Here is a 12,834-nt window from a genome sequence, read left to right on the forward strand (position 1 = left end):
GTGGGCGCGACCGAAAGCCTCTGCAAGGGCGGATCAGCCTCCGGTCGTCGGACCCTGGAAGTCGAACTGTTCGGGACGGCGCTGGCCCCCGCCAAAGTTCCAGGTCAGGCCGATATAGGCCGCCCGGCCGCCGAAGGTCTGGTCCGTGCGGTCGCGGAAGGTCGGGGTGGTCAGGGTGGTGGTCGAGCCGAAGTCGTCGAACACGTCGCGGATCGTCGCCTGCAACGACCATGTGTCGTTCAGCTTGCGGCGATAGCCGAGGTTGACCAGGGTCGACTGCTCGCGCACGCCTTGGGCCAGCAACTGATCGCCGGCCCAGATGCCGGAGACCTGGACGAAGTCCTTGGGCGTCGGCTGCCAGTTCAGGGACAAACGACCCGAGACGGCGTCACCCGACCGATTCTGAGCCCCGACGATGCCGGCGGCGTCGATCTCTTGGCGATAGACGTTCAGGCTGGCGCTGTAGCGCAGGGTCGGCAGCAGCGGGCCGTTGGCGACCAGCTCCAGCCCGGTCGAGGTGCTGGCGCCCAGGTTCTCGGGCCGGGTCAGGAAGACACCATTGCCCAGGTCGACGGTCGTCTGGGTGAAGGCCTTGTTCGTGTCGCGGTAATAGAGGGTGGCCTGGTAGAAGGTCTGCTGCACCCGGCGCTGCCAGTTCAGCTCGAACGAGTCCGTTTCCTGCGGCTGAAGGTCCGGGTTGCCCGAGCGGAAATTCTGCGGGTCCCCGAAGGTCAGGAAGGGGTTCAGGTCGGCCGGGCCGGGCCGCTGGATGCGGCGGCTGTAGCTGGCGCGCACCGTGTCCTTGTCGTTCAGCTTGTAGGACAGGTGGCCGGTCGGGTAGGCGCGGAAATAGTCCTGGGACGTCTTCACGCCGCTGGTGACCTGATCCAGGTCCAGGTTCGCCTGTTCCAGACGCAGGCCGAACTGGGCCGACAGTTTCTCGCTGAACGGCTTCTCGTAGGTGACGTAGAGAGCGTGGACGACCTGATCGACGTCGAAGCGGTTGGACACCAGCGGGTCGGGCGTCAGGGCGGCCTGTGTCGGGCCGCGCGCGACGCCGTTATCCAGCTCCAGCAGAGTGGCCTGCAGCTCATAGCCGAGGCGCAGCTTGCCGCCGTCCGACAGGGGGCGGACATAGGCGCTGGTGACGCCCCACTGGTCCTGACGGTTCTCGTTGGCGGTCGTCTCGATGAAGTTCGACGCCGCCGGGATCTGCTGATCGACGAAGCTGTCAGAGCTGAAATTGAAGGTGTTGCGGTCGAAGCGGACCTCGTTGGTCCATTCGTGGCCCTGGTCGTCGAAGCGACGCAGCATGCGCGCCGTGGCGCCCGAGAACTGGCCCTTGAAGCGACCGTCTCCGCTGCGGCGATAGGCCGAGCCGATGCCGCCGGCCGCATTGTCGGCCTCGTACAGGGTGACGCCATCGCCGCCCGCATCGACCTCTGTGTGGCGCAGTTCGCCGACCAGCTGTGTCCTGGCGTCCAGATTGTATTCGGCGGACAGGCGGACGTAGGCGCTGTCGGACGACCCGTCGATGTCCTGGCTCTGGCGCGACTGGAGGAAGCGGCCCGAGCCGACATCCAGCCGATCGCGGACGCGACTGGCTTCGGACAGATAGCCGTCGTGGCGGATGCCGACATCGGCAGACAGGGTCGTCTTGCCGTTCACATGGGCGACGCTGCCGCCGATGTTGTAGCGACCGCCGTCGCCGACATTGGCGCGGATCGAGCCGGTCGTGGTCTGGGTGGGGCGGACCGTCGTCGGCTTGGTGATCAGGTTGATGACGCCGCCCGAACCCTCGGGGCTGTAGGCCGCCGAGGGGTTGGTCATGACCTCGATGCGGGCATACTGGGCCGCCGGAATCTGCTGGACCATCTGGCCGCGGCTGGGGCCGTTGAACTGGGTCGAGGGACGGCCATCGACCAGGATGGTGACGTTGGAATCGCCGCGCAGGCTGACGTTGCCGTCAGGATCGACCTCGACCGAGGGCACATTGCGCAGGGCGTCGGCCAGGGTTCCGGTCGTGGCCTGAAGATCGTTGGCCAGGCTGTAGCTGGTGGAATCGATCGAGGTGCGCACATCGGCGGCGCGGGCATTGACCACCACATCGCCGACGGCGGCGGGCTGCTGCTGCGCCGGCTGCGCCGGCTGGGCCGGGGGCGCGGTGCGGGGCGCGGGCGTCTGTGTGGTCGGCTGGGCCGGGGCCTGTTGCGCGAGCGCGGCGCCGGGCAGCACGGCCGCAGCCACGCCCAGCATGAGAACGAGTTTGGAGGAGGTCATGCCCTGGTGATCCTGAAAGTGCGCCCAGGCGTCCGCGACGCCCTTCGATGAAGCCTGCCTAACGGCGCTACTTTGAAAAGCAAAGTTACATCTTCTTCATCCGCATGACGGGTCGCCCGCCGCGCATGGAACCGCCAGCTTCGCCATACGCTTTGACCCGATGCTGACCACCAAGATGAACCCCCGCGTCTTCTGGGGTGCGAGCGCCATCGCCGGCGCCCTGCTGCTGATGACGCTGGTGGCGCCCAATACCTCGGACCTGATCTTCGGACGGGCGCAGGCGTGGGTGATCGACACCTTCGGCTGGTTCTACGTCGCCTCGGTGGCGGGCTTCCTGGGCGCCGTGGTCTGGCTGGCGGTCGGGCCGACCGGGCGGCTGAAGCTGGGGCCGGACGAGGCCGAGCCGGACTTCCCCTATCTGTCGTGGCTGGCCATGCTGTTCGCGGCGGGGATGGGCATCGGCCTGATGTATTTCGCCGTCGCCGAGCCTGTGCAGCACTTCATCTCGCCGCCGGACGAGGCGCCGGGCACGGTGGATGCGGCGCGCGAGGCCATGGTCATCACCTTCACCCACTGGGGCGTCCACGCCTGGGCCATCTATGCGGTGGTGGGGCTGAGCCTGGCTTATTTCGCGCACCGGAAAGGCCTGCCGCTGACCATGCGGTCGGGGCTGTATCCTCTGCTGGGCAAGCGGATCAACGGGCCGATCGGCGATGCGGTCGATATCTTCGCCATCTGCGGCACCCTGTTCGGCATCGCCACGTCGCTGGGGCTGGGCGTGGCCCAGATGGCGGCGGGGCTGGACTATGTGTTCGGCATTCCCAACACGGTGCTGATCCAGGTCGGGCTGATCGTGGCGGTGATGGGGGTGGCGACCCTGTCGGTGCTGTCGGGCGTCGAAAAGGGCGTGCGCAGGCTGTCCGAGTTGAACCTGGTGCTGGCGGTGTGCCTGATGCTGTTCGTCCTGTTCGCCGGGCCGACCCTGTTCCTGCTGCGGGCGCTGGTGCAGAATTTCGGCCTGTATCTGGATCATTTCTTCCAGCGGACCTTCACCCTCTACGCCTATGAGCCGCGGGCGTGGATGGCGGATTGGACCCTGTTCTACTGGGCGTGGTGGATCGCCTGGTCGCCGTTCGTGGGCATGTTCATCGCCCGGATTTCGCGCGGGCGAACGGTGCGCGAGTTCGTGGTCGGAGTGCTGCTGGTGCCGACCGGCTTCACGTTCCTGTGGATGACGGTCTTCGGCAATACGGCCATGGCCTATGACATGGGCCAGGCGGCGGGCGCGATCTCGCAGGCGGTCCAGACCGACCTGTCCACGGCCATGTTCCACTTCTTCGAACAGTTGCCCGGCACGCTGTTCACCTCGACCCTGGCGATCCTTTTGGTGGGGGTCTTCTTCGTGACCTCGGCGGATTCCGGCTCGCTGGTGATCGACACCATCGCGTCTGGAGGCGCGGACGACACGCCGCGCTGGCAGAGGATCTACTGGTGCGTGATGCAGGGGCTGGCGGCCGCCTTGCTGCTGCTGGCCGGCGGTCTGGGCGCCTTGCAGGCGGCGACCCTGGTGGCGGCCCTGCCCTTCTGCGTCATCATGATCCTGCTGGTCGCGGGCCTGTTCCGACAGATGAACGCCGACCTGAAGGGCGAGGTCATCGCCACCGAAACGGCGCCCCTGTCGCAACAGCTGAAGCGCATCCTGACGCCCGCGACCCGTACCGACATCGTCCACGAGATCGAGCGGCAAGGCCTGCCCGCGCTGGAGACGGTCCACGCCGCCCTGGAGACCGACGCGGAGATCGGGCATGACGACGGGGTCGCCTGGCTGACGGTGCGGCAGGGCGAGCAGACCTTCGTCTATCGCCTGGGCGCCCGGTCGCGCCCGCGCCCCGCAGTGACCCAGCGCGAGACGCCCGAGGGCCGCCGCCTGCTGGAATGGCGACTGACGGCCCAGACCGGCGAGGGCGCCCGCCCGTACGACATCACCGGCTTCACCCGCGACCAGATCGTCGCGGATGTGCTGGACAAGCTGCAGGCGTGGCGACTGGCGTAGTGTCGATCAGGTCTTCGGAATGACGCGCGGCGCGGGCTCGTCCTTCCACCACAGCTGCATCGCGCCGTCCTTGAAACCGATACGCAGGATGTCCAGGCCCTCCACGGCGAACAGGCCATCGCCGGTCAGGGGCTGAAGCTTGCGCGGCGCGGGCCACAGCGGATGGCCGGGACGGGCGACGACCAGGGCGCCGTCCTCCATCGTCACCACATAGTTGCGGTAGGCGCCGGGCGCGGATTTTAGCAGGCCGGCGTCGATTACAGGCGAGGTCAACCGCGCCTCGACGGCGGTCAGCGCCCAGGCATAGTCGGCCTTGGCCGCATCAGAGGTCGTCGTGGACGACAGCCGTCGCAGCGCCTCGGCATGGGCCGTGTCCAGCGCCTGGGCCGACGAGGTGACGGTGTCCGGCGCGACGCCGACGCCTTCCCAGTTGCCCCTGCTGACGGGGTGGACGGGGCGGCCGACCGACAGGCTGAGCATGAAGCCCGGCGCGATGGGGAAGAAGTCGTTGTTGTTGGCCGCGCCGGCCGTGCCGGCCCCGACCAGCCGACCCAGTTTGAACTGCTGGACATCATAGGCGAAGGATTCCGCCGCCGAGGCCGAGGTCTGGTCGATCAGGACATAGAGGGGCGTGTTCGTCAGGCGACCGGCGGGCAGATAGTCGAGCGCTCGGGTCTGCACAGGCTCCTGCCCCGCCTTCAGGAAGGTGATCTCCAGCGTGCCGGCCTTCAGGAAATGGCTGACCAGATACTGGACCGCCTCGGGCGATCCGCCGCCGTTGCCGCGCAGGTCGATGATGGCGGCGTCGCCGCCCTTCAGGAAGCGCATGGCGTCGTCATAGGCCTGACCCGTCTCGTCGGAGACCCAGTGGAAGGCGCCGATCTTCAGATAACGGACATTGCCGGGCAGGATTTCCGTGGCGCTCAGGCCGTGGTTGTCGCGGCGGGCGGCGGCGGTGTCGATCTGGGACAGGGCCTGGGCGGCGGACGCTCCGGTCGAGGCAGCGGCGAAGCGGTCGGGCGCATATTCGAGATAGACGTGACCGTCCTGGCTGGCCTCGCGCAGGTCGCCGCTGATCAGGCCGGCCAGTTCGTTCGGCGATGAGACGTCGTAGCGGCCGGACGCCTGGGCCGCGTCGAGGCGGGCCAGGATCGCCGGCGCCCGATCGGGGAAGACATAGGAGAACTGAACCGCCTGGCGGATCGCGGTCATGACAGCCGCCCGCTGGGTCGCGGACAGTTCGGGTTGAGACGCGGCCGCAACGGGCGGACGGGCCTGGGCATAAGCGACGCCTTGGCCGCCCATCAGGGCGAGCGCCATCGCAGCGGCGGAAAGCAGCTTGGAACGCATGATAGTCTCCGTGGAAGAGGTTGGGATTAGGGGGTGGACTGCGCCTTTGCAGCCGCCTGTATTCGCTGACCGAACGGTTCGTCGGTCAGGGCGGCGATGGCTTCCTGCACCACGCCGGACAGGGGGGCCGACAGCTCCTGATCCAATGTATCGGCCGCCAGGTTCACGGCCGCCCACTGACGTTGGAGGCGCGGGATCATCCGCTCGGTCTTGTCGGTCAGGATCACGATCCGCTCGCGGGCGTCGGCGCCGGGTTTCAGCATGACCAGCTCGTCCTTGACCATCTGGGTCACGGTCTGGCTGACGGCCGAGTGGCTGATGCCGATCTCGCCGGCAATGGCCTTGATCGACTGTGCGCCCCGGTTCATCAGGACGCGGAGAACCGGCGTGTAGCGCGGCCGCCAGGCCAGATCGGCGGCCTCATAAGCGGCCTCGACCTCACCGTCCAAAAGATCGATGAGATGGCGCAAGAGCGTACCTAGGGTAGGAGATGCAGAAGACATGAGGACTTATATATAAGTGCTTATATGTATCGTCAATGGCCTTTTTGGATGGGCTCTTGGCCCGAGGCTTTCGGGGCGCTAGCGTCGCGACGGTCGTTTCCCGGAGCCTGCCCATGTCCCTTCGTCTGTCGCGCCGTTCCCTGTTCGCGTCCGGGGGCGCAGCGGCCCTGGCGGCCCAGCCGGTATTCGCCCAGAGCGCGCCTGCGAACGACGATGCCTCGCTGGCGGCGGCGGTGGACGCCTATGTGGCGAAATGCATGGCCGCGTGGCCGGATCAGCCGGCGCTGGGCGTCGCCGTGGTCAAGGACGGTGCGACCGTTCTGGCGCGCGGATACGGCGTCAAGCTGCAGGGCAAGCCGGCCCGCGCCGATGAGCACACCCTGTTCGCCATCGCCTCCAACACCAAGAACGTCACCGCCGCCGCCCTGGCCATCCTGGTCGACGAGGGCAAGGTGAAGTGGGACGCGCCGGTTCGGACCTACCTGCCCGGCTTCACCCTGTCGGACCCCTATATCGGCGAGCACATCACGGTGCGCGATACGCTGAGCCACCGGGCCGGGTTCGGCCTGGGCGCCGGCGACCTGCTGTTCTCGCCCAATTCGGACCGCACCCGGGCCGAGGTGCTGGCCCAGGCCGCCTTCGTGCCGATCGAGGACGGGTTCAGGGCGCGCTATCACTACTGCAACCTGATGTTCGTAGTCGCAGGCGCGGTGCTGGAGGCGGCGTCCGGCCTGACCTGGGAGGCCTTCATCCAGACCCGCATCCTGGACAAGGTCGGCATGACCGAGACCGTGCCGCTGGCGCGGCTGGCGGACCCTGCCAAATCCGCCCTGCCCCATGGCCGGGTCGGGCCGCCGCTGCGTTATCAGGGGGCGATGACGCCCATCGCCAAGTCCATCGTCGAGGTGTGGAACTGGGATTCGGCGGCCGCGGCGGGCGGCATCTGCACCACCCCGACCGACTGGGCCAAATGGATCGCCGTGCGGCTGAACGACGGCAAGCTGGCGGACGGGACGCGGCTCTATTCCGAGGATGCGGCGCGCGAGATGGTTCGGCCCAACATCATCGTCGGGTCGTCGTCGGGACCGACGGCGGAACTGCCCAACCGGGCCATCGCCTCGACCTATGCGATGGGGCTGCAGGTTCAGGACTATCGCGGCGAGCGGATCGCCAGCCACGGCGGCGGCTCGCCCGGCGGGATTTCGGCGACGGTGCTGATCCCCGGCCGCAAGACCGGCTTCTGCATCTTCTCCAACGCCGAGGAGAGCTTCCTGCTGCGCGCGCTTCGTTCGGGGATTTCGGACATCTGCATGGGCAGGGTGGATGTCGACTGGATCGCGGACTCCAAGCGGATGGAGACCGAGGGCAATGCGAAATCCATCGCCGCCGCCGCCGAGATCGACGCCAAACAGGCGGCCGGCTCCGCCCCGTCCATGCCGCTGGAAGCCTATGCCGGAACCTGGCGCGACCCCTGGTACGGCGACATCGTCATCGCGCCCAAGACCGAGGGGCGCGGGCGCAACAGGAAGAGCGGACTGTGGCTGACCTTCACCCACACGCCCGCCCTGCAAGGCTGGCTGGAGCCGTATGACGGCGAGACCTTCCGCACCCGGTTCCCGGACAAGCGCGAGGAGGACGCTTTCGTCACCTTCGCCATCCTGACGGCCAAGCCTGCGACGGCGACGATGAAGGGGGTCAGCCCCGACATCGACTTCAGCTACGACTATCAGGATCTCAAACTGACGCGAGTGGACTAAACCGTCCGCCTGATCCCGGGCCTGTCCCTGGCGTCGCAGGCCGCGAGGGCCGTCGTGGTCATCAGGGCCAGAGAGGCCAGAGGGGTGCGGCGCATGGGCGTCTCCTTCAGTTACCGAGACGCAAACGGCTCAGCCTGACTTCAGCTTCGCGGCGCCGGGACCAGTTCGATCAGGTCGAGGTTGGACTCGTACTGGGGCCAGGGCAGGACCAGGCGCCACCGGGCCTCGCCGATGCGTTCCAGAACGGCGACCAGGTCGCGGTCGGCGTTGCGGCCATAGGAGTTTGCGGCGGGTTCCTGGGCCAGGGCCATGGAGCCGAGCAGGACCATGTGGCGGTCGTCCTCGGAGAACAGCAGGCCCGAGGGGCGCTGGGAGCCGGTCAGTTTGGAGAACTTCAGCCCGCGCGGCGTCTGTTCGATGCGGCAGGCGAACCAGCCATAGACGACATAGCCCAGGCCGTCCTCGCCGCCCTGGGAGCCCAGTTTGACGGTGCGGCAGCGATAGTCGCCGGGCGGCGGCGTGGCGCCGGGACGGGCCGCCTTGGGCGAGATCAGATCGCCCAGCCCGTTCAGGTCGCCCGAGCCGGGCTGACGCTTCGCCTGCTGCAGGGCCAGGGTCCAGGCGGCGTCGACGCGGCGATAACGGTCGCGGTCGCCCGAAGTGATGACGCCGCGCCAGTCCATCAGGGCGGCGCCCGACGCAGTACTGGGCGGCGGAGGAGGGGGCGGCGGGGTCGTGGCGCAGGCGGCGACGGCGCAGAGGGCGACCAGGGGCGCCAGGCGGTGGACGAGCAAACGGGACGAAACGAATAGGGCGAACTGACGCATCAACGCTTCCCTTGGGGGCGACCTTGCGGGCGAAGTGGCCCCCTTAGGCCCTCTGGCGCCGGTCGGCGTCAAGGCCGTCGGACGCGGGCGCGCTGCCCAGCACGTCGTTCAGCGCAGCCGCCAGGGCGGTCAGGTCCAGCGGCTTGGCCAGCCAGGCGTCGAAGCCGGCGGCGGCGCCGCGCGTGCGGTCCTGGGGCGAGACGGCGGCGGTCAAAGCCAGGACCGGCACATGGCGCGTGATCGGATCTGCGTCCAGCCGCGCCTTGACCTCATAGCCGTCCATGGCCGGCAGGCCGATGTCGAGCAGGATCACGTCGGGCTGAAGCGCGCGGGCCAGCTCCAGCCCCTCCGGCCCCGTGGTCGCGGCGTGCAGGGTGAGGCCCAGACCCGCTGCCGCCTGGCGCATCAGGGCGATGTTGGCGGGGTTGTCCTCGACATAGAGCACCACCGCCTGTTTCAGGGTCGAGGCGGACCGCGCGCCGACGGCCGGCAGGCTGAGCGAAAAGATCGTCCCGCCCCAGGGCTCGCGTTGCTGGGTGATGGCGCCGCCCATCCGCTCGGCCAGCCGCTGGATCGAGGCGACGCCCAGGGCGGTGCCGCCGCGCGCGTCCTGGCCGTCCAGGGGGTGGAACAGGCGATCCGATCCCTCGCCCGTCGGCGTCGCGCCCGCGTCATGGATGGCGACGATGACCTGTGCGTCGTCGCGCCTCATCTCCATACGTACGGTCCCGCCGCCGGGCGAATGGCGCAGGGCGTTCTCGACCAGGCGGCGCAGGATGCGGCGGACCTGGCCGGGGTCGGCCATGACGCACAGGCCCGACGCCGGCGGCGGACAGTCCAGGGTCACGCCCGCCTCGCGCGCCTGCGGCTCGATCCCGTCGCAGACCTGACGCAGGGCCAGACGCATATCGACGCGGTGGATGGAGGGCGAGGCGCCGGCGTCGCCGCAGGCCACGAAGGCGTCCGCCTCTTCGATCAAGGCCAGCAGCACCGCGCTCGCCGCCTCGATCTGGCGCACGGCCTGGGACTGGCGTGCGGTCAGGGGGTCGGCCTCGGCGTTGACGCGCAACAGTTGGGAAAAGCCCATGACGGTGGTCAGGGGGGTGCGCAGTTCGCGCCCCAGGGCCTGCATCACCTCGCCCTTGGTGCGGTCCTCGGCGGTCAGGCGTTCGACCTGCGCCTCGGCGGTCGTCAAGGCACGACGCAGGGCCTGGGTCTGTTGCACGATGCGGGTTTCGAGCCGGTCGTTCTCACGGCGCAGACGCACCGCGACCGCGTGCGCCTGAAGCCAGAGCCATATTCCCGCACAGGTCCCGGCCAGGGCCAGGGACAAGACAAGCAAGACGATATCCATGACGCCCTCCTACGCGCCAGAATGGCACGCAGGAGTTGCACTCAGGTAAACACGCTCGCGTAAGTTGTTTCAGTCTTCGGAAGCTGCGGCGGCTTCCGGCTTGCGGCGCGGTGCGCGACGACGCGGGGCCGCCTCGCCTTCGGCTTCTGGAGCAGCGGCCGCCGAAGCCGGCGCGCGGGTCAGGAAGCCCGGCAGGGCGGTCGGGGCGTCGCCGTCGTCCGCAGCGATGGCGGCGGCGGTGCGACGCGGACGGCGGGCGGGACGGTCCTCGACGGCGGGCGTTTCGGCTTGGCTCTGGACAACAGGCGTCTCGACGACGGGCGTCTCTGCGACGGTCTCGGCCTCGGCGTGAGCGGCGGTGTCGGCGCCTTCGCCTTCCTGGCCGTCGAAGCGGCGGTTGCGTTCCTCGCGGCGACGCTCCCAGCGTTCGCGACGGCTTTCGCGACGACCGCCCTCGCCCTCGGCGCGGACCTCGTCCCCCTCGCGCGGCTCGCGGAGTTCACGCGGTTCGCGAGGCGGTTGGGCGTCGCGGTTCTGGGCCTGGTCGCGGTTTTGATCGCGGTCACGATTTTGGTCGCGATTCTGGTCGCGGTCACGATCACGATCACGATCACGATCACGATCACGGTTTTGGGTCTGATCCCGATCGCGATTGTAGTCGCGGTCGCGGTCGCGGTCGCGATTTTGGTCGCGGTTCTGGTTCTGCTCGGTGCGGTCGGACGCTTCCTGCGCCTGGCGGTCGGCTGCCTGCTGAGCGGCGACGAAGGCGGCGGCCTGGGCGCCGGATTCATCCTCGAAATCGATGTCGAAGCCCTGGTTAGACTGTTCGCGCGCGGCGATGTCGGAGAAGGACCGCTGCGGCTGGAGCGCGCGCAGGACGCGGTAATAGTGTTCGGCGTGCTGCTGATAGTTTTCGGCCAGCACCCGGTCGCCGCCGGACGAGGCGTCGCGGGCGAGCTGCTGATAGCGCTCATACACGGTCTGGGCGTTGCCCCGGACCTTGATGTTCTCGGGGCCTTGCGAGTCCCACGAACGATTCGGATTGGCGCTGTTGGCGTTCGACGCGCCCGCCTTGTTCCGATTGCGTCCGCGCTGACGCTTCATGCCCTTGAAATCTCTCATTCGCGCTACCGTGTGCAGGGATGGAGCCCAGGCCGTCGGCCGGTTCCGTCCGTTTCGTGGTTCCGTTTCGCTCGGGGCCGATCCCCGATTGTCGAACTGTCGGAATGCCTTGTCGCCCGCATGGTGCGCCGGTCCTTTCGGGACCGACCGTCATGATCGGCTCAAGTCGCGAACAACCGGGTTGAGGCCCGTAAAGCTGCGTTTGAGTGGGAGACGAGCGAGACTTACCCCGTGCGCCGTCCCTTTCCAAGAGTTTTCGTCAAAGCGTCGCACGGGCTCGTTAACAGCCCCGCTTTGCCGATGCCAGCCTGCTGGGCTAGGCATGACCTTTGAGACGACGACGAGGCTATCCCATGCGTGTTCTGGTTCTGGGCGGCGACGGTTTCTGCGGCTGGCCCACGGCCCTGCATCTGTCGGCCGCAGGGTGGGACGTGACCATCGTCGACAATCTGAGCCGCCGAAACATCGACAACGAGCTGGAGGTCCAGTCGCTGACGCCGATCCGCACCATGGGCGAGCGGATCAAGGCGTGGAAGGACGTCTCCGGCCGCGACATCGGCTTCGTCAACATGACGGTCGGCAAGGAGTTCGACCGGCTGGTCGCCCTGATCCGCGACTATGCTCCCGACAGCGTGGTGCATTTCGCCGAACAGCGGGCCGCCCCCTATTCGATGAAGTCGGCGCGGCACAAACTCTACACCGTCGACAACAACATCAACGCCACCAACCACCTGCTGGCCGCCATCGTCGAGAGCGGACTGGACGTGCATCTGGCGCATCTGGGGACCATGGGGGTCTATGGCTACGGCACCGCCGGCCTGCGCATCCCCGAGGGCTATCTGAAGGTGACGATGGACACCGACCATGGCCCCGCCGAGCAGGAAATCCTGTTCCCGCCCAATCCGGGCAGCATCTATCACATGACCAAGACGCAGGACGCCCTGCTGTTCCAGTTCTACGCCCGCAACGACGCCTTGCGGATCACCGACCTGCACCAGGGCATCGTCTGGGGCACTCAGACGACCGAGACCAAGCAAGACGAACGGCTGATCAACCGCTTCGACTATGACGGCGATTACGGCACGGTGCTGAACCGGTTCCTGATGCAGGCGGCGGTCGGCTATCCGCTGACGGTGCACGGATCGGGCGGTCAGACCCGGGCCTTCATCCATATCCAGGACACGGTGCGCTGCGTCGAGCTGGCGCTGAAGAACCCGCCCAGGCGCGGCGAGCGGGTCAAGATACTGAACCAGATGACCGAGAGCCGGCGCGTGCGCGACCTGGCCGCCATGATCGCCGACAAGACCGGCGCCGAAATCCACAACGTCGCCAACCCCCGCCAGGAGGCCGACGAGAACGATCTGGTCGTCGCCAACGACCAGTTCCGCGATCTGGGGCTGAAGCCGATCACACTGGCGCAGGGGCTAATGGACGAGGTGACCGAGATCGCCCGCCGCTATGCCGACCGGGCCGATCTGACGCGGGTCCCATGCGTGTCCGCCTGGAACCAACGCCGGGCGGAGGCGCTGGAAAATGAGGCGCGCCCGCCAATCGCCGCGCCGCTTTCCAAAGTTCTGACGGCCTGAGT

Annotated in this window: 9 protein-coding genes; 3 read left to right on the forward strand and 6 right to left on the reverse strand. The window is 68.1% G+C overall.

Annotation, left to right across the window (positions count from 1 at the left end; all coding sequences use genetic code 11):
• Positions 1–33: 33 nt before the first annotated feature.
• Positions 34–2,280, reverse strand: a complete 2,247-nt coding sequence (locus AC3ISA_RS04325) for a TonB-dependent receptor domain-containing protein (protein WP_489179487.1) — start codon at positions 2,278–2,280, stop codon at positions 34–36.
• A gap of 160 nt (positions 2,281–2,440) precedes the next feature.
• On the opposite strand from AC3ISA_RS04325, the gene AC3ISA_RS04330 reads away from it, so the two are divergent.
• Positions 2,441–4,333: a BCCT family transporter gene (locus AC3ISA_RS04330; protein ID WP_489179488.1), complete on the forward strand. Its 1,893-nt coding sequence runs from the start codon at positions 2,441–2,443 to the stop codon at positions 4,331–4,333.
• 6 nt (positions 4,334–4,339) lie between these two features.
• Here AC3ISA_RS04330 and AC3ISA_RS04335 read toward each other — a convergent pair whose 3' ends face one another.
• On the reverse strand, positions 4,340–5,683 hold the full coding sequence (locus AC3ISA_RS04335) for a S41 family peptidase (RefSeq protein ID WP_489179489.1): 1,344 nt from the start codon (positions 5,681–5,683) through the stop codon (positions 4,340–4,342).
• Positions 5,684–5,709: 26 nt separating this feature from the next.
• Complete coding sequence (locus AC3ISA_RS04340) at positions 5,710–6,153, reverse strand: MarR family winged helix-turn-helix transcriptional regulator (protein ID WP_489179490.1); 444 nt, start codon at positions 6,151–6,153, stop codon at positions 5,710–5,712.
• Positions 6,154–6,299: 146 nt separating this feature from the next.
• Between AC3ISA_RS04340 and AC3ISA_RS04345 the strand changes: the two genes are divergently transcribed.
• On the forward strand, positions 6,300–7,943 hold the full coding sequence (locus AC3ISA_RS04345) for a serine hydrolase (protein WP_489179491.1): 1,644 nt from the start codon (positions 6,300–6,302) through the stop codon (positions 7,941–7,943).
• Positions 7,944–8,083: 140 nt separating this feature from the next.
• Here the strand turns inward: AC3ISA_RS04345 and AC3ISA_RS04350 are convergent, their stop codons facing one another.
• The 3 genes from AC3ISA_RS04350 to AC3ISA_RS04360 form a co-directional block, all read right to left on the reverse strand.
• Positions 8,084–8,770 (reverse strand): DUF4893 domain-containing protein, encoded by a 687-nt coding sequence (locus tag AC3ISA_RS04350; protein WP_489179492.1) that lies wholly within the window; start codon positions 8,768–8,770, stop codon positions 8,084–8,086.
• 43 nt (positions 8,771–8,813) lie between these two features.
• The gene (locus AC3ISA_RS04355; RefSeq protein WP_489179493.1) at positions 8,814–10,124 is read right to left on the reverse strand and encodes a hybrid sensor histidine kinase/response regulator; all 1,311 of its coding nucleotides are present in this window, start codon (positions 10,122–10,124) and stop codon (positions 8,814–8,816) included.
• 69 nt (positions 10,125–10,193) lie between these two features.
• Complete coding sequence (locus AC3ISA_RS04360; protein ID WP_489179494.1) at positions 10,194–11,246, reverse strand: DUF4167 domain-containing protein; 1,053 nt, start codon at positions 11,244–11,246, stop codon at positions 10,194–10,196.
• Positions 11,247–11,599: 353 nt separating this feature from the next.
• On the opposite strand from AC3ISA_RS04360, the gene AC3ISA_RS04365 reads away from it, so the two are divergent.
• On the forward strand, positions 11,600–12,832 hold the full coding sequence (locus tag AC3ISA_RS04365; RefSeq protein ID WP_489179495.1) for an NAD-dependent epimerase/dehydratase family protein: 1,233 nt from the start codon (positions 11,600–11,602) through the stop codon (positions 12,830–12,832).
• The last annotated feature ends 2 nt before the right edge of the window (positions 12,833–12,834 follow it).

The organism is Brevundimonas sp. KH_058 (assembly GCF_057838505.1).